Below are 21,174 nucleotides of genomic sequence, written 5' to 3' on the forward strand. Positions count from 1 at the left end.
GCCGCGAGGCGAAGGGGATGTCGGGACGTGACGTCTTGAAAGGGACTAGACGTCTAGAATTTGAAGCCTGCCTCGACCGCGATGTTGCGCGGGGGTTCGATAAACAGGATCGAACGCGTCGACGAGGTGATCGGGAAGGGCAGGCGGAAGGCGCTGCCGGTCGTGATCTTGTCGGTCAGGTTCTTGCCGATCAGCGCGACGTGCCAGCTTTCGTCCTGCGGCGCGAACTGGACGCGCAGGTCGAGCTTCGCATAGCCCTTCTGATAGCCATAGAGCGGGCTCTGGTCGTCGGAGTCGAAGAAGCCCGAGCGTCCGCCGAGCACTGCGGTGCCGTCCAGCTTGTAATCGCTGATATCGACGCGGCCGTGGACCGAGACGTTGCCGGTGAACTTCGACGTATAGGGCAGGCGATAGCCGCTGAGATCGCAGGTCGTGCCGGTCATCCCTGCAAGGCAGGGCGCGTTCGGATAGCTATCGTACTTGATGTCCTGATAGGCGGCCGATGCGGTGATATCGAAATATTTGCTGGGCGCGATACGGATCGACCCTTCGATGCCGGTCGCCGTTGCCGACGCCGCATTCTTGGTGATGTAGGATGACGTGTCGGGGTTGTAGCTCGATGTCTGGAGGTCGGTGAACTTGGTGTCATAGACCGACAGGTTGACCGTCGCCCGGCCGTCCCACAGCGTCGATTTGATCCCGGCTTCCCAGTTGCGCGAACGCTCGGGCTTGTAGACGAAGGTCGACGAGACCGTCCCGAGCGTGTTCGACACGAAGCCGCCCGATTTCGAGCCGCGACCATAGACGGCATAGACCATCAGGTCGCGCGACAGGTCGTACTGCACCGTCAGCGAGGGATCGACGAGCCCTTCGCTGATCTTGCCCTGCGCCGATGTCAGCGCGCGGAAAATCTGGCCGGCGAGCAGCTTGCCGCTGAACGTCGCATCCTTGTGCGTGTTGGTATAGCGCAGGCTACCGATCAGGCGGAGGCCATCGAACGGACGCACCGTCGCCTGGCCGAAGGCCGAAAGCGTACGCGAATTCTGGTGGAAATAGGTCTGGTTCAGCGAGACGATGTTGAACGCCTGGACGTTATAATAGAGGAACGGGTCCACATTGTATTTGGCGGTGTCGTAATAGGCGCCGACGACATATTCCAGTGCCCCGCCGGTCGGCGAGAGCAGGCGGACTTCCTGCGAGAACTGGCGGAAGTTTTCGGGATATTTGTTGGCCACCGAATTTTCGACGATCGCCCCGGTCGGCGTTTCCTGATCGAAATAGTTGGTCACCGATCCGTTGAACCAGGAATAGCCTGTAATCGACGTCAGGGTATGCGTGCCGACCTTCACGTTGGCGACCACCGAGCCGAGCACCGAACGGTTGAGATAGCCTTCGCGGCCCAGCGGAAACTCTTCGGTGTAACGCGTCAGTTTCGGCTGCTGAACGGTGGTGGTGGGGCTAGACACGCCCAGGCCGCCGATGCGCTGTGCGTTCGACATTTCCAGCTTGGCCGTGAGGTCGAAACTGTCGCTCGGCTCCCACAGCGCACTGACGCGGACGAGCGCGAGCTTGTTGCGCGGATCGTCGCGGCCGGTCCCGAGATTCTTGATATAGCCTTCCTGGTTCTGAAGCCGTGCCGCGACGCGCACGCTCAGCGTGTCGGTGACGGGGCCGGAAACGAAGCCGGTCAGGTCATAGCCCTGAAGGTCGAAGTTGTAGGTGGCCGTTGCGCCCGCCTGAAAGGTGGAAGTCGGGCCGGCGCTGACGACGCTGACGGCGCCCGCCGGCGTGTTCTTCCCGTAAAGCGCGCCCTGCGGGCCGCGCATCACCTCGACGCGTGCGACGTCGAAGAACGGGTTGAGCGCCTGGCGCATCTTGCCGGCATAGATGCCGTCCATATAGACGCTGACTGCCTGGTCGAACGAGAAGTTCTGCGGCGGCGAGCCGAAGCCGCGGATATAGATGGTGTCGTTGCCGTTGGTCTGCTGGACGAATACGTTCGGTACGTAGTTCTGCACAGCCTTGAAGTCGACGGCGGCGAAATCGGCGATGCGTTCGCCGCTGACCACTTCCATCGAGATCGGCACGTCCTGCAGATTCTGCGCGCGCTTTTGTGCGGTAACGATAATCTCGTTGCCGCCCGCGGCATCGGCGGGGGCCGCCGCGGCGGCCGTATCGGCCGCCTGCGCCATGGCCGGAGCCGCGCCGAGGGTCATCGCGCTGATCGCGACGCCGGACAGCAAAATCGAGTGAGCAAGCTTCATATATACCCTCCCATAAATCCACGCTGCGGTACCGGCACGGGGAGACCGGATCCGTCAATCTGATTGACCCTTAGTATACTAATGGTTTTATACTGTCCATAGGTTTGGAAGGAGGATTCGACATGATCGAGACAGAGAACGCACCGGTTCCTGCGGCGCTGAAAAGCCGCCATTTGTGCACGGTAGAGTTCGACGTCGGGGGCGGCATCATCGCGATCGGTGCGTCGCCGTTCGGCGAGCAGCGCGTCGGCTATGTCACTGGCGGACGCATTCTGGGCCCGCGAATCACCGGCGAGGTATTGCCGGGCGGCGGCAACTGGCCGCGCTCGGGCCGGATCGACGACGCGTCGGTGGGCACCTTCGACGCGCGCGCAGTGTGGAAGACCGACGAGGGTGATCACATCTATCTGACGTACACCGGGCGCAGCCTGATCCCCGACGATGTGCGCGCGCTGTTTGCCGACCCTGAAAAGCCGCCGGTCGATCCTTCGCGCTATTATCTGCGCATCGCGGCGGTCTTCGAGACCGCGAGCGAAACCTATCGCTGGCTCAACGGCACGCTTGCGATCGGCGTGGGCGAAGTCACCGACTTCGGCGTCCGGCACGTCTTCTACGAGGTGCAATAGATGATCGACCTTCATTATACCGCGACCCCGAACGGGCAGAAGATTACGATCATGCTCGAGGAGATCGGCGTACCCTATCGCGTCCTTCCCTATGATATTTTCGAGGGCGACCAACTCACTGCGGCGTTCGGACGAATCAACCCGAACCATAAATTGCCGGCCATCGTCGATCTGAATCCCGCTGGTGGCGGGGCATCGATCCCGGTCTTCGAATCGGGCGCGATCCTGCAATATCTGGCTGAGAAGAGCGGGCAGTTCCTGCCGACTGCCCCCGCAGCGCGCGCGGCGACGCTGTCATGGCTAACCTGGCAGGTCGCGGGGCTCGGGCCGATGGGCGGGCAGGCGAGCCATTTCCTGCGCTATGCCCCCGCGGGTCAGGACTATGCGATCGAGCGCTACACGAAGGAAGTCGTGCGTTTGCAGACCGTGCTGGAAAAGCAGCTGGAAAAATGCGCCTATGTCGCGGGCGCGGATTATAGCATCGCCGACATGGCGATCTGGCCTGGCCGGGCCTCGGCCTTCGTGATGGGGATGGGGCTCGATGAATGGCCCGCGACGCGCGACTGGTTCGAGCGCATCCGCGCCCGCCCCGCCGTAATACGGGTGATGGAACGCGCCGACCTCGCCGCGCCGGCCAAATATATCGGCCGGCACCAGACGCTCGACGAAAAGGAATGGTCGAACATGTTCGGCGACGCCAATCACGCCGCGGTGCGCGCGGCCGAGTAGGGCTATCGACCGCTAGCGCGCGGCGTGCTGGCGGTCGCCCCACAGGATCGCGCGATGTTCGTCGCCGAACCCCTTGAGACCGCCCGCGATCGTTTCGGCGCGCGCGACGCCCAGCGCCATGCCCTCGGCGACCGCCGGGCGCTCCATAGCCGCGACATACCAGCGCCTGATGTTCGGGAATGCCTCAGCCTTTGCCTCGCTCTGGCTGGTCGACCAGGGAAGCGTCGCCATATCGGCGATGCTGTATTCGCCGCCCGCGAGCCATTCGGCTTCGCCCAGTCTTTTGTCGAGCACCATCAGCAGGCGATCGACTTCGCGGGCATAGCGTTCGATCGCGTAAGGATGCTTGTCCTTGGCGTAGTGGCTGAAATGCGCGTTCTGCCCGAACATCGGGCCGATACCCGCCATCTGGAACATCAGCCACTGCCAGCAAAGCGCGCGCGACGCGGGATTGGCGGGCAGGAAGCGTCCGCTCTTCTCGGCCAGATAGAGCAGAATTGCCCCGCTTTCGCAGAGGATAAAATCACCGTCGCCGGGGCCGTTATGATCGATGATCACCGGCGTCTTGTTGTTGGGGTTCAGCGCGAGAAACGCGGGCTGCAGCTGGTCGCCCGCAAGAATGTCGATCGGCTCGAGTTGCCAGTCGAGGTCCATTTCCAGCAGCGCGATTGCAACCTTGCGCGCGTTGGGCGTTGGCCCGCCATAAAGCGTGATCATGGCTATCCTTTCCGTCCGAGCCAGCGGTCCAGCACATCGGCGCTATCCTGTCCGACGGTCAGCGGGGCAGGGCGGCGGACCCCGCCGGGGGTCGCCGACAGCTTGGGAAACACCCCCTGCATCCGGATTTCGCCCAGTTCGGCATCAGGGACCGTCACCAGCGCATCGCGCGCGGCGAAATGCGGGTCGGCCAGCATGTCCTCGGCATCGAAGATGCGGCCAGCTGGAACGCCCGCCTCGATCATTTTCGCTTCCAGCTCGGCGATGGTCATCGTGCCGGTCCATGCGCCGATCAGCGCGTCGAGTTCCTCCTGTCGCGCACCGCGTGCGCGGTGCGTCGCATAGCGCTCATCGGTCGCGAGCTCGGGTCGGCCCATCGCCGCAGCGAGGCGTGCAAAGACTCCGTCCTGATTGGCGCCGATCAGATATTCGCCATCGCTGCATGGATAGACGTTCGACGGTGCGATCGCTGGCAAGGTCGATCCGGTGCGGCGGCGCTTCGTGCCGCTCGCGGAATAATCCGACACGGTCGATTCCATGACCTGCAGCACCGCCTCATATAGTGCGGAGTCGACGATCTGACCTTCGCCCGTCTTGCTGCGATGATGAAGCGCGGCGAGCGCGCCCATGCAGCCATAGGTGGCGGCGAGCGTGTCGCCGATCGATACCCCCATGCGCGCGGGCGGCAGGTCGGGATAGCCGACGATGCCGCGCCACCCGCCCATCGCCTCGCCGATCCCGCCGAAACCGGCGCGCGCCGAATAGGGGCCGGTCTGGCCATAGCCGGAAACGCGCACGACGATCAGGCCGGGGTTGGTCTTGCGCAGCTCGGCTGGGTCGAGGTTCCATTTTTCGAGTGTGCCCGGACGGAAATTCTCGATCAGGATGTCGGCCTTGGCGATCAGGTCGCGCGCAAGCTGCTGGCCTTCTTCGCTGCGCAGGTCGACCGCGACCGAATATTTGTTGCGCGCAATGACCCGCCACCAACTCGGCTTGTCGCCCTGACCCCAGTTGCGCATCTGGTCGCCGGTTTCAGGCGGCTCGAGTTTGACGACCTCGGCGCCCATGTCGCCGAGCAGCTGGCCGCAGAAGGGACCGGCGATCAGCTGCCCCATCTCGACCACCTTGATCCCGTCCAGCGCTCCCCCGCCGCTTGCTTCGGTCATATCATTCCTTTCGGGCCCGACTCTGATAGAGGTCGTTTCGCCCATGGTGTTTATATACTTAGAATGCTATGTAATTTTCAACCTGCTAAATGACTCGGATGAAACAGGACGAAGATGTCGAAAAACCGGACGGTTGAGATGGTCGAGGTGGGCCCTCGCGATGGCCTGCAGAACGAGGCGACGATCGTCTCGACCACCGACAAGCTCGCGCTGATTCAGCGCGCGATCGACTATGGCGTCCGCCGCATCGAGGTGACGAGCTTCGTCAACCCGAAGAAGGTGCCGCAGCTTGCCGATGCCGAAGAGCTGGTTGCGATGCTGCCTCATCGTGAAGACATGACTTATATCGGTCTGGTTCTCAATCGTCGCGGTGCCGAGCGCGCGATCGCAACCGGGCGGATCGACGAGCTCGGCGCGGTGTGCGTTACCAGCGACACATTCGGCATCCGCAACCAGGGGCAAAGCTCCGATGAATCGCTCACGGCTGCGATCGAGATTGTTGCGCTCGCGAAGGCTGCGGGGCGCCGCGGACAGATTACGATCGCAACGGCCTTCGGCTGTCCATTCGAGGGCCGCGTCGCGGTCGATCGCGTCGTCGAAATGGCAAAACGCGCGGCCGACGCGGAGCCGCGCGAGATCGCGCTCGCCGACACGATCGGTGTCGGGGTTCCGGCGGAGGTGTCCGAGCTTGTGGGGCGCGTGCGCGAGGCGCTCGGCGATCTGCCGGTGCGGGTCCATTTCCACAATACGCGCGGCACCGGCATCGCCAATGTCTGGGCCGCGGTGAATGAAGGCGCCGCGACGGTCGACGCATCGCTCGGTGGCCTCGGCGGCTGTCCGTTCGCGCCGGGTGCAGCAGGCAATGTCGCGACCGAGGATGTCGTGTACATGCTCGAACGTAGCGGCGTCTCGACCGGACTGACGTTGCCGGGCGTCGTGGATGCCGCCGGTTGGCTCGGCGGCGTGATGGGGCGTCTGCTCCCGGCGATGGTGAGCAAGGCGCCCGCCTTCGGATAGCGCGCGCCGCAAATCTCCATCGCTCCGGGCGAACGCCCTTGCTAGGCTGCGCCGATTGCAAGGGACGAATCCGATGCTCGCCGAAATCGATATCTCATCGCTTCGCCACATGACCGACGAAGCCGTGACAGCGCGCGCGGCGCAGCAGATCGACGACGCATCGAGCCGGTTCGGTTTTTTCTACGCCACCGGTCACGGTATCCCGCGAGAGGCCTTCGACGCCTTGCTGACCGCGAGCGAACGCTTCTTCGCGCTCTCCGAAACGGCCAAGGCGACGATCTCGATGAACCGCGGCGGCACTGCGTGGCGCGGCTGGTTTCCGGTCGAGGGCGAGCTGACCTCGGGCCTGGCCGACCGCAAGGAAGGCCTGTACCTGGGCGAGGAACTGGGGCCGGATGATCCGCGCGTTCAGGCGGGGCTGCCGTTGCATGGCGCCAACCTATGGCCCGAGGCCGTGCCCGAACTGCGTTCGGCGGTCGAAGCATGGCTTGGTGGCGCGGTCGCTGTCGCCGAGGCAATCATGCGCGGCATGGCGCTGGCTCTCGGGCTCGATGCAGATCATTTTGCAGCGGGACTGACGCGCAATCCCACCCTGTTGTTTCGCATCTTCCATTATCCTTCGCAACAGCCGAACTCGGATGAAAGCTTCGGTGTTGGCGAGCATAGCGATTACGGTCTGCTGACCCTGCTCGCGCAGGACGACAAGGGCGGCCTTGAAGTACGGACCCGCGACGGCTGGATCGACGTGCCGCCGCGCGATGACGCCTTGGTGATCAACATCGGCGACATGTTCGAGCGATTGACGCGCGGCCGTTTCCGTTCGGCGCCGCACCGGGTGGTCAATCGCGCCGGGACGTCGCGCTATTCCTTTCCGTTATTCTTCGACCCCGATTTCTCGGCGCCGGTCGAGCCCCTGCCGATCGCGACCGAAACGCGATTTCCTCGCGAAACGCGCTGGGATGGCGTGGACCTCCATGAACCGATCGGAACCTATGGCGACTATCTGATCGGCAAGGTGGGCAAGGTGTTCCCGGATCTCGCACAGAGGAAGCTGGCCGGGACAGGCGAATGAGCGGCATTCATCCGGTCTACGCGGCAATGGCGCCGACGATCTTCGAGCATATGTCGGGGCTGGCGCGGACGCATGGGGCTATCAATCTGGGGCAGGGTTTTCCCGACGAAGCTCCCCCGCAGGATCTGATCGCGGCGGCCGTGCGGGCGATCGCCGAACGATCGAGTCAATATCCGCCGGCCTTTGGCGTTCCCGAACTGCGTGCGGAAATCTGCCGCTTCTATGCGCGGCGGCAGGGGCTGGCGCTGACCCCCGACAATGTGGTCGTGACGTCGGGCGCAACCGAGGCGCTCGCGGCGAGCATCCTTGCGCTGGTGAAGCCCGGCGATGAGGTTATCCTGTTCCAGCCGGCCTATGACAGCTATGCGCCAATGGTCCGCCGCGCGGGCGGCGAGCCCGTGTCGGTACGGCTTCATCCGCCAGACTGGTCCTATGTGGCCCAAGATATCGAGCGCGCGATCACACCGCGGACGCGCCTGCTCATTCTCAACGATCCGCTCAATCCAGCCGGAAAGGTCGCGAGTGAGGCCGAACTGTCGATGCTGGCTGATGTCTGCGTGCGGCACGACCTGATCGCGATCTGTGACGAAGTGTGGGAAGATGTGCGCTTCGACGCTCGTCCCCACCGGTCTTTGCTGTCCTTTCCCGGGATGATGGAGCGGGCGGTCAAGATCGGCTCCGCGGGGAAGATATTCGGGCTGACCGGATGGAAGGTCGGATGGTTTTGCGCGGGGAACGAACTCGCGATCGCGATCGGCCGCGCGCACCAGTTTCTGACCTTTACCACGCCGCCGGCGCTACAGTGGGCCGTCGCCGAAGGACTTGCCCGCGACGAAGCGGCCTTCGCTGCGCAGCGCGAAGGGTGGGCGTCGTCACGCGCCGCACTGGCGACCGGTCTCGAACGCGCGGGTTTCGTCGTTTTGCAAAGCGCGGCAACCTGGTTCCTTTGCATCGATCTCGCAGCTTCCGGCATTGGCCTGACCGATCGCGAATTCAGCGAGCGCGCGGTCGTGGAGGCCGGCGTGGCGTCGATCCCGGTGTCGGCGCTGATCGAAGGGCAGGGGCCGCAGCATATACTGCGTCTTTGCTTTGCCAAGGACATCGCATTGCTCGACGAAGCCGTCGCGCGGCTCGCCGCTTTTCGCGACACATTGCGCTAGCGGACCGAGGAAAATCCCGTTTGCTGTTGTAATTGCGAATCGTTCTCGATAGGGCGGCGCATCCTTTCGTTTCAGACTGTCCCGATGCACGCACCGACCACCCCCCGCCCGGCGACCAAAAAGAGCCGGAAAGCCTTCTGGCTGAAACAGCTCCACATGTGGCACTGGATGAGCTCGGCCATCAGCCTGATCGGGCTGGTGCTGTTCGCGATTACGGGCTTCACGCTCAATCATGCCGCCGACATTGAAGGGTCACCGGTGGTTACGCAGAAGGCGGCGCAAATGCCGCCTGCGGTGCTCGGCAAGCTCGGCACCGATCCCGAGGGCGGCAAAGGCGTGCTGCCGAAGCCCGTTGCGACCTGGGTCGAAGCCAATTTCCCGGTCAAGGCATCAGGCGAAGCCGAATGGTCGGCCGACGAGGTCTATCTGCCCGCGCCGCGCCCCGGTGGAGACGGCTGGGTCGCGATCGATCGCGCGAGCGGCGCGGCGACGAGCGAAATCACCGATCGCGGCTGGATTTCCTATCTCAACGATCTCCACAAGGGCCGCAATTCGGGCGGCGAGTGGAGCCTGTTCATTGATGTCTTCGCCTTCGCCTGCCTGATCTTTGCGATCACCGGCCTCTTCCTGCTCTGGCTGCATTCGGCGAAGCGCAAGAGCACCTGGCCGTTGGTCACCGCCGGGCTCGTCCTTCCGGCGGCCATCGCTATCATCTACATTCACTAGGAGGCTCTCTCATGCAGCTTAAGCCACGTGTATTTCTGGTCGGCGGCTCACTCAGCGCCGCGCTGGCTGTTCCCGTCCTCGCGGCCGCGCCGGCGACGATGGATGTGACGATCAATATCCCGCAGTTGAAGGTGGCCGAATATCATCGCCCCTATGTGGCGATCTGGGTCGAAAAGGCCGGTGCGCCCGCGAAGACGGTCGCGGTCTGGTACGACTATGACATGAAGAATAATGAGGGCACCAAATGGCTGCGCGATGTGCGCCAGTGGTGGCGCGCTTCGGGGCGCACGATGAAGTTCCCCGCCAACGGTATCTCGGGTGCGACGCGTGCACCTGGGGCGCAGAAGATCTCGTTCAGCCGTGCCCAACTCGGCGCGACCGCGCCCGGAGAATATACGCTGGTGATCGAGGCGGCGCGCGAGGTCGGCGGCCGCGAATTGCTTCGCATTCCCTTTACCTGGCCGGCAAAAGCCGGCGCAGGCGGCCGTGCCGCCGGCAAGACTGAACTGGGCGCCGTTACGGTGGCCTTCCGCTGATTGATCGAAAGGACAGGGCCATGAAAAAGCATATTCTGGGTTTCGCGGCGAGCGTCGCCTTTGCGGCGATGATCGCGGTTCCGGCCAGCGCACACCGCCAGTGGATGCTGCCGTCGTCGACTGCCCTTTCGGGCGACGATGTCTGGGTCACGGTCGATGCCGCGGTGTCGAACGACCTCTTTTATTTCGAGCATCAGCCGATGCGCGTCGATGGCGTGAAGGCGTGGGCTCCCGATGGCACCGAAGTGCAGGTCGAGAACAAGGCGACGGGCCGCTACCGCAGCACCTTCGATGTCCATCTGACGCAGAAGGGCACCTATCGCATCGCATCGATCTCCGACATGCTGATGGGCAGCTATGACCTGAACGGGAAAACCGAGCGGCTGCCGCGCGGCACCACCGCCGCCAATCTCGCGGAGCGCATTCCCGCCGGCGCGACTAACGTTCAGACAGCCGAGGCGAACAACCGAAACGAGATTTTCGTCACGGTGGGCGAGCCGACGACGACGCTGTTCAAGCCCACGGGCAAGGGCATCGAGCTGGTGCCGGTCACCCACCCGAACGACCTGATCGCGGGTGAAGCCGCGACCTTCCAGTTCCTGCTCGACGGCAAACCCGCCGCCGGTCTTCCGGTGACAGTGATCCCGGGCGGCATCCGCTATCGCAACGATCTGGGTCAGATCGACACCAAAACCGGCGCCGATGGCAAGGTCGAAGTGACCTGGCCCGAACCGGGCATGTACTGGGTCAACGTGACTACGCCGCAGGCGGAGCGGGCGGAAGGTGGCGGCGAGGGCGGTCAGCCGCCCGCCGGCGCCCCGCCCCAGCGCCGGGCGAGCTACGTGACGACGCTCGAGGTGCTCGCGCCCTGAGCGACCGCATCCTGATCCCGCGCGCGTTGACGCCCGCCGCCTTCGCGGCGCGCGTCGCGGGCGCGGCCATCCAGAGTTTTACCGGTGAGACGATGGGGACCGACTGGTCTCTGCACGCCGTGTCCGCGCCCGCGGGCACGGCTGCTGGCGTTCAGGCGGCGCTCGACCTTGTCGTCGCGCAGATGAGCCAGTGGGAACCGGATTCGGACCTGTCGCGCTTCAATCATGCGCCGGCGGGCGAATGGCATCGCGCTCCGCCCGAGTTTTTCCATGTCGTCGCAGCGGCGATCGACCTTGCGAAGGTCAGTGGTGGCGCTTTTGACGTTGCGATCGGCGAATGGACCGAACGCTGGGGCTTTGGCAGCGCCGGGCCGGTCGATAACCTCCCGGGCGTTCTTGCGTCTCCTGCGCGTGGCGAGATCGAGATCGATGCTGCGACCTCGAGCATCCGGCGAAGCAACGGCGCGATGCTCGACCTGTCGGGGATCGCCAAGGGCTATGGCGCCGACCTCGCCGCGGAGTGGCTTCTGAGCCAAGGCGTGCGGCATTTCCTGATCGAGGTAGGCGGAGAGCTCAGGGGCGAGGGGATTCGGCCCGACGGTCAGCCCTGGTGGGTCGACGTCGAAATGCCGCCGACTTCGTCAATCCCGTCCTGGCGGATCGCACTCCACGACCTGTCGGTCGCGACGTCGGGCAATTACCGCCGTGGCTTGATCCTCGACGACCGGCATTATTCGCACAGCTTTGATCCGCGCACGGGGCGGCCGATCGTCAATGGCGTCTCTTCGGTGACGGTGCTGCACCGCAACTGCATGATGGCCGACGGCTGGGCGACTGCGCTGACCGTGCTCGGCCCCGAAGCGGCCATTGCAATAGCCGATGCGCAGGGTCTCGCTGCATCGATGGTGGTTGGCGACAGGGAGTTCACCTCGCGCGCGTGGCGCGAGATGCTGGGGTAGAGGCTAGCTGTCGGCCCAGAGCCGCAGCAGGTTATGATAAACACCCGTGAGTTCGATCACCGAACGATCCTTGCCCCCCAGCTCTCCGGTCAGGCGTTGCACCGCACGGTCGAGGTCGAACAGCGTTCGGCGCTTTTCGGCATCACGCACCATCGACTGCAGCCAGAAGAAGGAGGCGACGCGGCGGCCGCGCGTAATTGGCGTAACCCGATGCAAGCTGGACGATGGATAGATGACCGCGTGACCGGCGGGCAGCTTTACCCGCTGGACGCCGTAATGATCCTCGATCAGCAGCTCGCCGCCATCGTAATCCTCTGGGGATTCGAGGAACACTGTGATCGACAGGTCGCTGCGGAGCCGGAATTCACGCTTGATGCGGATCGCATTGTCGACGTGCGTGTCGAACTCGTGCCCTTCGCCATAGCGGTTGAACAGCGGCGGGAAAATCTTGAGCGGTAACGCCGAGGCAAAGAAAAGCGGCGAACGGCCCAGCGCGTCAAGGATCATGCGTCCGGCCCGCTTTGCGGCTTCGCTTTCCTCGGGCAGTTGTTCGTTGTTCTTGGCGAGCGCTGCCTGGGGGCCCGAGGTCACATTGCCATCGACCCATTCGGCGGCGTCGATGATCTGCCGGATTTCGCCGATTTCAGCATCGGACAGCAGGTCGGGAACAGCGATCAGCATGGCGGGTCAATCCCTTCGGCGGTAGCGGTTCGCGCTGCCATAGGTTCAGCCCGCAATCAATGGCGGCGGGAGGGGATACGTATCTCCCCTCCCGTCCGGGGTCAGTATTGATAGGTCAGCGAGAAGATCGCCGCGCGTCCGTCGCCGGGGGTCGCCCAGCCATTGTTGCGGATGCGGGTGAAGTAGAGTTCGTCGGTGAAATTCTTCACGTTGAGCTGTGCCTTCAGCTTGTCGGTGACATCGTAGGCGACATAGGCGCTATGAACGAGATAGTCGTTCGACCGGAAGACGGTCGACGATGCCAGCGTCGGCAGGTTCAGCGCAAAACTGCCCTGATAGGTCATGCTGTAGCCCAAGGTCAGGCCGAAGGGGAACTCATAGGTCGTGAACAGGCTGCCCGAATGCTTCGGTGTATTCTGAAGCTCGGCACCGCGCGCGGGATCGCGAACCGCGGTGCTGTTGGCGCAGGCCGTGCTCGGATTGGCGAGGCAGAAGTCAGACACCGACTGGCGAAGGCTGCTGTCCAGATATGTGTAATTGGCGGTGACCGACCATTGCGGCGTGATCTTGCCGACGACGCTCAGCGCGATGCCGTCGACGCGCGACTTGCCGTCCAGAACCTGGTCGGGAATCGTCGGATCGTTTGAAGGCACGCGATACTGATTGCGCTCGTTTCGGAACGCCGCTGCCGACAGGAGCAGCTTGCCTCCGGCGACTTCTGCCTTGGCCCCGATTTCGATATTGCGCGCAGTCTCCGGATCGACGTTGCAGGTCGCGACCGTGCATGCACCGTTGACGGCGCTGATCGACGGCGTCTTTGCATTGCCATAAGCAGCATAGAGCGTGACCGATTCCACCGGCTTGAAAACCAGGCCCACGCGGTAGGAGAAGAGCTTCGCCTTGTTGCGCAGCACCGGGCCGACGACGATCGGGCCCTGCGGCGTGGTAACCGTGGCGGCGGTTGACGTATCGGTACGATAATTACCGCTGTTGCTTTCCCAGCGAAGGCCGCCGTTGAGCTCGAACTTGCCGACCTTCATCGCGTCGAACAGATAGACGGCATAATTGTCGACTTCGCCGCGCTGGCGGCCGCTTTCGAAGTAGTTCACGGGGCCGGTGTAGAGGTTGCTCCCATAGACGCGGCCAGCGCCGGCTGGGCCCTGAATGACTTCGTTCGGGTTGCCGAAGTTGATCAGCGGGAAGGTCGCATAGGCCGCAGTGCCGTTCGCGTTGCGATAGACGTTGCCGGTCGAGAGGAAATATTTCTCCCAGCTTGCCGACGCACCAGCAACCAGCGTGTGTTCGATGCCGCCGGTGTTGAACACCGCGCGAAGGTCGAGCTGGTTGTACATGATCTCGTTCTTTGAATCGCGCGTATTTCCGCGCGGTCCGCCGATCAGATAATAGCCTGCCGGTGTGGTCGCGGGGCAGGCAGCTCCGGTCGGAAGTGTGTTGTTGGCAAGGCAATAGGTGCCTTGCGGCGGGCCGACGATGGTTAGTTGAGTGACCTGCTGCCAGCGCGAGAGGTTGCGGATCGACACGGTGTCGCTGAGATCATGCTCGAAGGTCAGCGTCGCCTGATCGACGGTAATTTCCTGCGTATCGATGTTGCGATAGCCGAAATAGTCGCTGTGATCGATGCCGGGCAGCGGGCCGTCGAGAATGGCATTCTGGTAATAGGGAATCCCGTACTGTGGGATGTTGTTGTCCTCCTGATGGAGATACTGAAGCGTCAGGCTGGTCGGACTGGCCACGCCAAGCGTGATCGACGGCGCGACACCCCAACGTTTGTAATCCTCGACATCGCGGCCGGGCACGTCATTCTTGTGCGCCATCGCGTTGAGGCGGAACGCGATCAGGTCGCTTGCGCGGATATTGGCGTCAATCGCACCGCGATAGTAATTGTCGGTGCCGATGCCGGCAGTCGCGACAACGCGCGTTTCGGCGAGCGGGCGCTTGGTTACCAGGTTGATCGAGCCGCCGACCGAACCCGAGCCGCCATAGACCGAGTTCGCGCCGTTGACGATCTCGAGCTGTTCGAGGTTGAAGGAGTCCGAGCGGTTGTAGGCGCCGCTGTCGCGCACGCCGTCCTGGGTGATGTCCGAACCCGCCGAATAGCCGCGCAGCGTGATCGAGTCGGCCGGCGGCGAGCCGCCTTCGGCCGCGCCGAAGGTGATGCCGGGAACGGTCGAGAGCATGTCGCGAAGGGTGAGCAGATTCTGCTGTTCGATCGTCTCGGCAGGGATGACCGTTACCGTCTGCGGCGTATCGCGAACCGAACGGGTCGATTTCGGCGATTCCTGCTGCGTCTGATAATGCTGACCGGTGACGATGATCTGTTCGCGCTCGTCGCGGCGATCGCGTTCGGTCTGCTGTTCGGATGTGTCCGCACCGGTGTCAGCCGCCATGGCTGCGGTGCTGATCAGGCTGCCGACGCAGGAGAGCGCCAGGAAAGTGGCGGACGTCGAAGACTTCACGGCTGTTACCCCCTTGTTGTTGTGTCGGGGGTGCCGCTATTGAGAGTCGTTCGCAGTGTCAACAGATATTGATAATCGTTCGCGATAATGTCGCAAATTGCTGCATCATATGAGAAGCTCCCCGAAGGGCCGTCAGCGCCGCTTCTCGAGCCACCAGCTTTGGCGCCAGCCATAAGGGCTTGCGATCGGCGTCCCGGATGCGTTGGTCGCAGGCCGGAAGCGGAACCGCTCCTCGATCAGTCGGCAGGTGGTGGCATCGAGTGAAGAATCGCCGCTGGACCGGGTAACGCGGCATCCCGTGACACGTCCGGTCGGCTGGATCGTAAAGCGGACCTCGACCTCGCCGCCGATCTTCGCGCGCGATGCGTCCCGCGGGTAATCGCTGTCGCGGATCGTCCCGCTGCGCCAGACGGCTCTGGCTCCACCACCGGTTCCATTTCCCGAACCTCCCGCGCCGGTTCCGTTGCCGCTTCCGCCCGCACCTGAACCGGGTCCCGGAACGGGCGACGCGCCCGCCGAGGCTTCGTTGCCGGTCCCCGGGTGCGGAGCGGCCGCAACCGGGGGCGGTTCGGGCGGGGAGAATTTTGGCTTGGGCGCGGCGATCGGCGCCGCCTTGGCATGCTGGTTCGCAGGCGACGCACGGCCGTTCTCCCGCTCGGTGGCGGTTGGCGCGGGCTTTGTTTCTTCACGCGGCGGTGGAGGCGCGGGGAGGGCGATGGCGCTGATCGCCTCGCTTGCCTTGCGGACGGCGTCTAGATCGAGGCCGCTAACAAGCACCACGCCCACGCCGAGGACGGTGAGTAGCGTTCCGCTTCCTGCGGCGAACCTCTGTCTTGCCGAAATCTGCCCCGAATAGGCCATGGCGCCGTCCACAGCGCGCGCCGGCCGCGCGCTTTCGTCGTGGGATTAGAGGAATTCGTCTAGCGTGGACATGAACCGGTCGAACTGGTCGTGGTGCAGCCAGTGGCCGGCATTCTCGAACTCGAGGACGCTGGCGGTCTTGAAATGAACCGAGCGGCCGTCCTTCTCCGGGTTCGAGGCCCAGCTGTCGGCGCCATAGAGAAGAAGCGTCGGGCAGCTGATCGCACCCCACAGTGCTTCGATATCGCTCTGTGGCAGATCCACCGTCGGCCAGACGTTCAGATAATTGTCGAACTTCCAGCTCCAGCTGCCGTCTTCGTTGCGATTGATTCCGTGGATCGTCAGATGGCGCGCCTGCTCGGGGGTCAGATAGCTGTTCTCCGCCGCCATGCGCGCCAGCGCATCGTCGAGCGTGGCATAGCGCCGCGGCTGGCGTCCCGCCGCCTGGCGCTTGTCGTCGATCCATTTGCGGAACCGGTCGCCAAACGGCTTCTGCGCGCGCTCCTCGAGAACCTTTGGCGAGGGGCCGAGGCCCTCGATCGCGACGAGCTTCCGCACATTCTCCGGATAGAGGCCGGTGTAGCGGAGCGAGACATTGCCGCCCATCGAGTGCGCGACGATCGTCACCGGCGCGAGGTCGAGCTGATGGATGAGCTGCGCGAGGTCATAGACAAAGGCGCCCATCTCGTAATTGCCATCGGGCGCCCACGCGCTGTCGCCATGGCCGCGCAAATCAGGCGCAATGACGTGATAGCGATCGGCCAGCTTCTCGGCGACCCAGTCCCAGCTGCGGCAATGGTCGCGTCCGCCATGGACTAGCAAAAGCGGCGGTGCGCCTTCGTTGCCCCAATCGGCATAGTGGAGCTTCAGGCGCTGCGAGATGAAGCTGTGCGAGGTGGGGCCACTTGCCATTGTCGGTTCCTTGCTGTCTGGTCAGGTTTCAAAAGGCGACTGAATGGCATCCGTCAAGAGCGGTCGCGGAACATAGAGGGAAGGGAAGAGGGCGCATGACGACATTCCGGGACAATCTGCTTGCGGGGAAGACCGCCTTCGTTGCTGGCGGCACCAGCGGCATCAATCTTGGTATCGCAAAGCGCTTCGCTGAACTGGGCGCGAAGGTGGCCGTGGCGGGCCGCGATCCCGACAAGGCACAGCGCGCCGCTGCCGAGATCGGACATGATGCGATCGGGCTGTCAGGCGATGTACGCGATTATGCGGCAATCCGCGGCGTGATGGAAACCGCCGCCGAAAAGCTCGGGCCGATGGACATTGTGATCTCGGGCGCGGCGGGCAATTTTCTGGCGCCGGCGCTCGGCATGTCCTCGAATGCCTTCCGGACCGTCGTCGACATCGACCTCAACGGCACGTTCAATGTATTCCGCGGGTGCCACGACCTGCTCAACCGTCCGGGCGCGTCGCTGATCGCGATCACGGCAGGACAGGCAGTCAATGCGTCGGCGCTGCAGGCGCATGCGTGTGCGGCAAAGGCCGGCATCAATCAGCTCATCCGTGTCCTCGCGCTCGAATGGGGGCCCGAGGTGCGCGTCAACGGCATCTCGCCGGGGCCGATCGCCGATACCGAGGGCATGGCACGGCTCGCGCCCGACGCCGCGTCGCGCGAGGCGCATTACGCGCGGATCGCGATGAAGCGCTGGGGCAAGGTCGAGGAGGTCGCCGAATCGGCGGTGTTCCTCTGCTCGCCGGCAGCCGGCTACATCACCGGAACGATCCTCGACTGCGATGGTGGATCACAGGTTGGCGACGCATCGCGTCTGGACCTTTCGCGCGGAATGGCCTGACCAAAGCGCCAAAAGCAAAAACGCCGCCAACCCGTTGGGGTGGCGGCGTTTTTAATGGTGGGCGTGGCAAGGATTGAACTTGCGACCCCTGCGATGTCAACACAGTGCTCTACCACTGAGCTACACGCCCATCCCTTGGGGTGACGCGCCCCCTAAAGGCCTCCGCGTCGCTTGGCAAGCCTTTCGTTAAGACTGGCTCGACCGGTCGGCGCGACCGAACAGATTATCGACCTCGCGAACCAGATCCTTGAGGTGGAACGGCTTGGAAAGCAGTTTCGCCTGCGGGACGTTTTCTTCGGCGCGTAGCGACACGGCCGCGAAGCCGGTGATGAACATCACCTGCGTCTGCGGCGCGGCTTTTGCGGTATGCTGCGCGAGTTCGATCCCGTCCATTTCGGGCATGACGATATCGGAGAGCAGCAGGTCGAACGTACCCGAATCGATATAGGGCACCGCCTCGGTTCCGCGATCGACCGCAGTGACGTGATAGCCGGCGCTGGTCAGCGCCCGCGCCAGATATTCGCGCATCACATCATCATCTTCGGCGAGCAAAATGCGAATCATCTGAAAATCGGTTCCCTGGCCATCGACACGCCGGTCTGGTCCGGCCGCCCCCTGTTTAGCTCTTCGTTTCTATAGCGCGAGACCTTTAACAAATTTGGTCCGACTGGATTCATCTGTCGATTTTTGGCACGCTTTATCCATGTCGCCTCGCAAACCCTCTTTCGCCGCCATTGCCATCGACCGTCCGGGCCTTGCCGGGCCGGTGGTCGTGTCGGTCTCGCATGCAGGACGCATCTATCCGCCGGAAATTCTGGCGGCGGCACGCGTGGGGCGTCCCGACCTTGAACGGCTGGAAGATGGCTGGTGCGATCGCATCGCGGCCCGCGCCACCGATGCCGGGGCGACGGTCGTTCGCGCGCTTTGGGCGCGCGCCGTGGCGGATTGCAATCGCGGGGAGGGACAGATGGCGCCGACCGAGGTCGCGCCCGGGCTCCGCCCGCGTTTCTCGGCCCCGGGGCGTAAGGAGCGCGCCGGGCTGGGGGTGGTGCCGACACGGCTTTCCGATTGTGGACCGCTCTGGAAGCGGCCGATCGACAGCGCCGGGCTCGACTGGCGGCTCAACGCCTTGCACCGGCCCTATCATGCGGCGCTGGAGGCCGAGCTTTCGGCGGCGCGCCTGCGCTGCGGGCACGCGATCCTGATCGATCTCCACAGCATGCCCGCGATCCCGCGCGGTCAGCCGGGATATGGCGCCGGTGTCGTGATCGGCGATCGCTTCGGTGGGACGGCGGACGATTGGCTGGTCGATCTTGTCGTCGATCACGCCGAAGGGTTGAGCGTACCGGTGTCACGGAATCAGCCCTATGCCGGCGGTCATATCGTCCGCACCCATGGGCAGAAGTCGGCGGCAGTTCACGCTGTGCAGATCGAAATCGACCGCAGCCTTTATCTCCATCCTGACCGGACGCCGGACGAAGCCCGTCTCGAAGGATTGCGGCGCTGGTTCGAAAGGCTGGTCGAAGCAGCGGGTCGCGCCCGCCCCGTCGACGAAAACCTTCCGCTCGCTGCCGAATAAAAAACCACCTCGTACCGAAGTACGAGGTGGCCAGGGTCCAGGGAGGACGCGCCCACGTCTTTCGACAGGGCACTCACCGCGATGGAAAGGGGGAAAACCATGGCGGCGTAACGACAATCTATTCATTGTCGCGCCGACTTACAAGGTCTGTTGATTACAAAAGATACTGGTCGGGGAGAGAGGATTCGAACCTCCGGCCCCTGCCTCCCGAAGACAGTGCTCTACCAGGCTGAGCTACTCCCCGACCGATCTTTGCACCGGCGGACCGGCGCGAAGGCAGGGCGGTCCTCTAGACGCGCAATTTGCGAACATCAAGCGCCAATCGGCATAGCCGCGACGATTGTTCCCGCTAGAGCAGACCGGCATTGCGAAAGCTGAAATGACCGCTTTCGACGAATATCAGATGGTCCGAGAGATCTATACCGATCAGGCGCAGAAACTGCACGGCTTCGCGCGTGCAGCGCATGTCGGCGTCGCTGGGCTGCGCGATTCCCGACGGGTGGTTGTGGGCCATCAGGACGGTCGCGACGCGGCGCCCAAGCAGGCGGTTCCAGCATTGCGGCGCGATGATGCACCGTCCCGTCGTGTCGCCGACGGCGCTTTCCAGTCCAATGAGTCGCGCATAGGCGTCGAAGCCCGCGAGCAGCACGATTTCGCGATCGGCAATCAGCATCGGGCGCAGCAAATACCGTGCGACGTCCTCTTCGGCATCGCGTGCGACGAAGCCGGCGGCCTTTGGAATGAGCGGCGGCTTGCCTACGGGGTCGAGCAGGATCATTGCGGCTTCTTGCGCCGTGGAAAAAGGCCATGAAAGTCGGGATTGGGCCGTATCGGACGAGTGCGGAGGCAAGCGGTTCGGGCGCGCCGCAGCGCCCCTTGTCGCGCCGCCCGGCGAAGCCTAGCAAAGATGGCGATTACGAGGAGAGAGTCTTGCCCGATTCCATCCATTATGAACTGCAATATCTCGACCTGATGCGCCGCATCTGGGTCGAGGGCGACGAGCGTGTCGACCGCACAGGTGTCGGCACGCGCTCGCTGTTCGGCGAGACGATGCGATTCTCGCTGAAGGACGACGCCATCCCGTTGCTCACCACCAAACGCGTCTATTGGAAGACGGCGCTGCGCGAGATGTTGTGGTTCCTCACCGGCGACACCAATATCCGGTCGCTCGTGTCGCAGGGCGTGAAGATCTGGACCGACTGGCCGCTCGAAAAATATCGCAAGGCCACCGGCGAAGATATCGCTGCCGAAGCGTTCGAGGCACGGATCATCGCTGACGAGGCCTTCGCCGCGCAATGGGGCGATCTTGGCCCCGTCTACGGGCATCAATGGGTGAACTGGCCGCGCTACGAGCCGGCGGGCGAGGGACTGTTTCGTCGCTCCGCCGAAGGGCATAATCAGATCGCCGCGCTGATCGACTCGCTGAAGACCAATCCGGGCTCGCGGCGCCATATCTTCACGGGCTGGAATGTTGCCGAAATCGACCGGATGGCGCTCCCGCCCTGTCACATGACCTATCAATTCCATGTGCGTAGCGACGGCGGGTTGTCGTGCCTGCTGTTCCAGCGCTCCTGCGATCTGGGCCTCGGCTTTGCCTTCAACATTTTCGAAGCGGCACTGCTGACGCGCATGGTCGCCGAGCAGGCGGGCCTTCACGCGCATGAGGTTGTGTGGACGGGCGGTGACGTGCATCTTTACCTCAATCATGCCGAGTTGGTCGAACAGCAGCTTCGGCGCATTCCGGACGGCGCGCCGAAGCTGCGCATCCTTCGCAAGCCTTCGGGCATTTTCGACTATCGGTTCGAGGATTTCGCTGTCGAGGAATATGCGCCGCAAGCCCATATTTCCGCGCCTGTCGCAGTCTGACGGGCATCGTTGCATTCGTATGGTGACCGTAATAATATGTCGCCATGTTGAAATATAACTAGGCGCT

The 21,174-nt window shown here is 63.7% G+C and carries 21 protein-coding genes and 2 tRNA genes; 12 read left to right on the forward strand and 11 right to left on the reverse strand.

Annotated elements, in window-relative coordinates; all coding sequences use genetic code 11:
• Positions 1 to 53 precede the first annotated feature (53 nt).
• Positions 54 to 2,264: a TonB-dependent receptor gene (locus ACQY80_RS15890; protein WP_428681560.1), complete on the reverse strand. Its 2,211-nt coding sequence runs from the start codon at positions 2,262 to 2,264 to the stop codon at positions 54 to 56.
• 122 nt (positions 2,265 to 2,386) lie between these two features.
• Between ACQY80_RS15890 and ACQY80_RS15895 the strand changes: the two genes are divergently transcribed.
• Together ACQY80_RS15895 and ACQY80_RS15900 are read left to right on the forward strand one after the other, a co-directional pair.
• On the forward strand, positions 2,387 to 2,890 hold the full coding sequence (locus ACQY80_RS15895; RefSeq protein WP_428681562.1) for a DUF3237 domain-containing protein: 504 nt from the start codon (positions 2,387 to 2,389) through the stop codon (positions 2,888 to 2,890).
• Positions 2,891 to 3,619 (forward strand): glutathione S-transferase N-terminal domain-containing protein, encoded by a 729-nt coding sequence (locus tag ACQY80_RS15900; RefSeq protein WP_428681564.1) that lies wholly within the window; start codon positions 2,891 to 2,893, stop codon positions 3,617 to 3,619.
• Positions 3,620 to 3,631: 12 nt separating this feature from the next.
• On the opposite strand, the gene ACQY80_RS15905 is transcribed toward ACQY80_RS15900, so the two are convergent.
• Positions 3,632 to 4,336 carry a glutathione S-transferase family protein gene (locus ACQY80_RS15905; RefSeq protein WP_428681566.1) on the reverse strand — a complete coding sequence of 235 codons (705 nt, stop codon included), beginning with the start codon at positions 4,334 to 4,336 and terminating at the stop codon, positions 3,632 to 3,634.
• A gap of 2 nt (positions 4,337 to 4,338) precedes the next feature.
• Positions 4,339 to 5,502 (reverse strand): CaiB/BaiF CoA transferase family protein, encoded by a 1,164-nt coding sequence (locus ACQY80_RS15910; protein WP_428681568.1) that lies wholly within the window; start codon positions 5,500 to 5,502, stop codon positions 4,339 to 4,341.
• A 114-nt stretch (positions 5,503 to 5,616) separates the two neighbouring features.
• Here ACQY80_RS15910 and ACQY80_RS15915 point away from each other — a divergent pair, with 114 nt between their 5' ends.
• From ACQY80_RS15915 to ACQY80_RS15945, 7 genes are all read left to right on the forward strand, one after another.
• Positions 5,617 to 6,519, forward strand: coding sequence for a hydroxymethylglutaryl-CoA lyase (locus tag ACQY80_RS15915; RefSeq protein WP_428681570.1), 903 nt, complete (start codon positions 5,617 to 5,619; stop codon positions 6,517 to 6,519).
• Between the two features lie 73 nt (positions 6,520 to 6,592).
• Positions 6,593 to 7,591 (forward strand): isopenicillin N synthase family dioxygenase, encoded by a 999-nt coding sequence (locus ACQY80_RS15920; RefSeq protein WP_428681572.1) that lies wholly within the window; start codon positions 6,593 to 6,595, stop codon positions 7,589 to 7,591.
• Positions 7,588 to 8,751 (forward strand): aminotransferase, encoded by a 1,164-nt coding sequence (locus ACQY80_RS15925; protein WP_428681574.1) that lies wholly within the window; start codon positions 7,588 to 7,590, stop codon positions 8,749 to 8,751. The genes ACQY80_RS15920 and ACQY80_RS15925 overlap by 4 nt, the downstream gene beginning before the upstream one ends.
• A gap of 84 nt (positions 8,752 to 8,835) precedes the next feature.
• Positions 8,836 to 9,477, forward strand: coding sequence for a PepSY-associated TM helix domain-containing protein (locus ACQY80_RS15930; protein ID WP_428681576.1), 642 nt, complete (start codon positions 8,836 to 8,838; stop codon positions 9,475 to 9,477).
• Positions 9,478 to 9,488: 11 nt separating this feature from the next.
• Positions 9,489 to 10,013 carry a DUF2271 domain-containing protein gene (locus ACQY80_RS15935; RefSeq protein WP_428681578.1) on the forward strand — a complete coding sequence of 175 codons (525 nt, stop codon included), beginning with the start codon at positions 9,489 to 9,491 and terminating at the stop codon, positions 10,011 to 10,013.
• 20 nt (positions 10,014 to 10,033) lie between these two features.
• A complete protein-coding gene (locus ACQY80_RS15940; RefSeq protein WP_428681580.1) occupies positions 10,034 to 10,885 on the forward strand; it encodes a DUF4198 domain-containing protein in 852 nt (283 codons plus the stop codon).
• Positions 10,886 to 10,911: 26 nt separating this feature from the next.
• Positions 10,912 to 11,844 carry an FAD:protein FMN transferase gene (locus tag ACQY80_RS15945; RefSeq protein WP_428681582.1) on the forward strand — a complete coding sequence of 311 codons (933 nt, stop codon included), beginning with the start codon at positions 10,912 to 10,914 and terminating at the stop codon, positions 11,842 to 11,844.
• A gap of 3 nt (positions 11,845 to 11,847) precedes the next feature.
• Here ACQY80_RS15945 and ACQY80_RS15950 read toward each other — a convergent pair whose 3' ends face one another.
• The 4 genes from ACQY80_RS15950 to ACQY80_RS15965 all read right to left on the reverse strand — a co-directional run bounded on the left by ACQY80_RS15950 (position 11,848) and on the right by ACQY80_RS15965 (position 16,775).
• A complete protein-coding gene (locus ACQY80_RS15950; protein WP_428681584.1) occupies positions 11,848 to 12,525 on the reverse strand; it encodes a Fe2+-dependent dioxygenase in 678 nt (225 codons plus the stop codon).
• A 101-nt stretch (positions 12,526 to 12,626) separates the two neighbouring features.
• The gene (locus ACQY80_RS15955; protein ID WP_428681586.1) at positions 12,627 to 15,002 is read right to left on the reverse strand and encodes a TonB-dependent receptor; all 2,376 of its coding nucleotides are present in this window, start codon (positions 15,000 to 15,002) and stop codon (positions 12,627 to 12,629) included.
• Positions 15,003 to 15,134: 132 nt separating this feature from the next.
• The gene (locus ACQY80_RS15960; RefSeq protein WP_428681588.1) at positions 15,135 to 15,863 is read right to left on the reverse strand and encodes an energy transducer TonB; all 729 of its coding nucleotides are present in this window, start codon (positions 15,861 to 15,863) and stop codon (positions 15,135 to 15,137) included.
• 45 nt (positions 15,864 to 15,908) lie between these two features.
• Positions 15,909 to 16,775 (reverse strand): alpha/beta fold hydrolase, encoded by an 867-nt coding sequence (locus ACQY80_RS15965; protein ID WP_428681590.1) that lies wholly within the window; start codon positions 16,773 to 16,775, stop codon positions 15,909 to 15,911.
• Between the two features lie 95 nt (positions 16,776 to 16,870).
• Here ACQY80_RS15965 and ACQY80_RS15970 point away from each other — a divergent pair, with 95 nt between their 5' ends.
• On the forward strand, positions 16,871 to 17,662 hold the full coding sequence (locus tag ACQY80_RS15970) for an SDR family oxidoreductase (protein WP_428681592.1): 792 nt from the start codon (positions 16,871 to 16,873) through the stop codon (positions 17,660 to 17,662).
• Positions 17,663 to 17,717: 55 nt separating this feature from the next.
• Here ACQY80_RS15970 and ACQY80_RS15975 read toward each other — a convergent pair.
• Positions 17,718 to 17,792 (reverse strand) — tRNA-Val (locus ACQY80_RS15975).
• A gap of 56 nt (positions 17,793 to 17,848) precedes the next feature.
• Positions 17,849 to 18,226 carry a cell cycle two-component system response regulator CpdR gene (cpdR, locus tag ACQY80_RS15980; protein WP_428681594.1) on the reverse strand — a complete coding sequence of 126 codons (378 nt, stop codon included), beginning with the start codon at positions 18,224 to 18,226 and terminating at the stop codon, positions 17,849 to 17,851.
• Positions 18,227 to 18,365: 139 nt separating this feature from the next.
• On the opposite strand from cpdR, the gene ACQY80_RS15985 reads away from it, so the two are divergent.
• Positions 18,366 to 19,241, forward strand: coding sequence for an N-formylglutamate amidohydrolase (locus ACQY80_RS15985; RefSeq protein WP_428681596.1), 876 nt, complete (start codon positions 18,366 to 18,368; stop codon positions 19,239 to 19,241).
• 167 nt (positions 19,242 to 19,408) lie between these two features.
• Here the strand turns inward: ACQY80_RS15985 and ACQY80_RS15990 are convergent.
• Positions 19,409 to 19,485: transfer RNA gene (locus tag ACQY80_RS15990), tRNA-Pro, on the reverse strand.
• A 105-nt stretch (positions 19,486 to 19,590) separates the two neighbouring features.
• Positions 19,591 to 20,019, reverse strand: a complete 429-nt coding sequence (locus ACQY80_RS15995) for a JAB domain-containing protein (protein ID WP_428681598.1) — start codon at positions 20,017 to 20,019, stop codon at positions 19,591 to 19,593.
• Between the two features lie 194 nt (positions 20,020 to 20,213).
• Here ACQY80_RS15995 and thyA point away from each other — a divergent pair, with 194 nt between their 5' ends.
• Complete coding sequence (gene thyA, locus ACQY80_RS16000; RefSeq protein WP_428685893.1) at positions 20,214 to 21,107, forward strand: thymidylate synthase; 894 nt, start codon at positions 20,214 to 20,216, stop codon at positions 21,105 to 21,107.
• Positions 21,108 to 21,174 lie beyond the last annotated feature (67 nt).

This window comes from Sphingopyxis sp. (assembly GCF_965279755.1).
GTDB lineage: Bacteria > Pseudomonadota > Alphaproteobacteria > Sphingomonadales > Sphingomonadaceae > Sphingopyxis.

Coding starts and splice junctions, on each gene's coding strand:
- ACQY80_RS15985 (WP_428681596.1), top strand. CDS start 18,366: ATGTCGCCTCGCAAACCCTCTTTCGCCGCCATTGCCATCGACCGTCCG.
- thyA (WP_428685893.1), top strand. CDS start 20,214: ATGCGCCGCATCTGGGTCGAGGGCGACGAGCGTGTCGACCGCACAGGT.
- ACQY80_RS15950 (WP_428681584.1), bottom strand. CDS start 12,525: ATGCTGATCGCTGTTCCCGACCTGCTGTCCGATGCTGAAATCGGCGAA.
- ACQY80_RS15935 (WP_428681578.1), top strand. CDS start 9,489: ATGCAGCTTAAGCCACGTGTATTTCTGGTCGGCGGCTCACTCAGCGCC.
- cpdR (WP_428681594.1), bottom strand. CDS start 18,226: ATGATTCGCATTTTGCTCGCCGAAGATGATGATGTGATGCGCGAATAT.
- ACQY80_RS15995 (WP_428681598.1), bottom strand. CDS start 20,019: ATGATCCTGCTCGACCCCGTAGGCAAGCCGCCGCTCATTCCAAAGGCC.
- ACQY80_RS15960 (WP_428681588.1), bottom strand. CDS start 15,863: ATGGCCTATTCGGGGCAGATTTCGGCAAGACAGAGGTTCGCCGCAGGA.
- ACQY80_RS15915 (WP_428681570.1), top strand. CDS start 5,617: ATGTCGAAAAACCGGACGGTTGAGATGGTCGAGGTGGGCCCTCGCGAT.
- ACQY80_RS15905 (WP_428681566.1), bottom strand. CDS start 4,336: ATGATCACGCTTTATGGCGGGCCAACGCCCAACGCGCGCAAGGTTGCA.
- ACQY80_RS15970 (WP_428681592.1), top strand. CDS start 16,871: ATGACGACATTCCGGGACAATCTGCTTGCGGGGAAGACCGCCTTCGTT.
- ACQY80_RS15895 (WP_428681562.1), top strand. CDS start 2,387: ATGATCGAGACAGAGAACGCACCGGTTCCTGCGGCGCTGAAAAGCCGC.
- ACQY80_RS15940 (WP_428681580.1), top strand. CDS start 10,034: ATGAAAAAGCATATTCTGGGTTTCGCGGCGAGCGTCGCCTTTGCGGCG.
- ACQY80_RS15965 (WP_428681590.1), bottom strand. CDS start 16,775: ATGGCAAGTGGCCCCACCTCGCACAGCTTCATCTCGCAGCGCCTGAAG.
- ACQY80_RS15925 (WP_428681574.1), top strand. CDS start 7,588: ATGAGCGGCATTCATCCGGTCTACGCGGCAATGGCGCCGACGATCTTC.
- ACQY80_RS15890 (WP_428681560.1), bottom strand. CDS start 2,264: ATGAAGCTTGCTCACTCGATTTTGCTGTCCGGCGTCGCGATCAGCGCG.
- ACQY80_RS15930 (WP_428681576.1), top strand. CDS start 8,836: ATGCACGCACCGACCACCCCCCGCCCGGCGACCAAAAAGAGCCGGAAA.
- ACQY80_RS15900 (WP_428681564.1), top strand. CDS start 2,891: ATGATCGACCTTCATTATACCGCGACCCCGAACGGGCAGAAGATTACG.
- ACQY80_RS15910 (WP_428681568.1), bottom strand. CDS start 5,502: ATGACCGAAGCAAGCGGCGGGGGAGCGCTGGACGGGATCAAGGTGGTC.
- ACQY80_RS15920 (WP_428681572.1), top strand. CDS start 6,593: ATGCTCGCCGAAATCGATATCTCATCGCTTCGCCACATGACCGACGAA.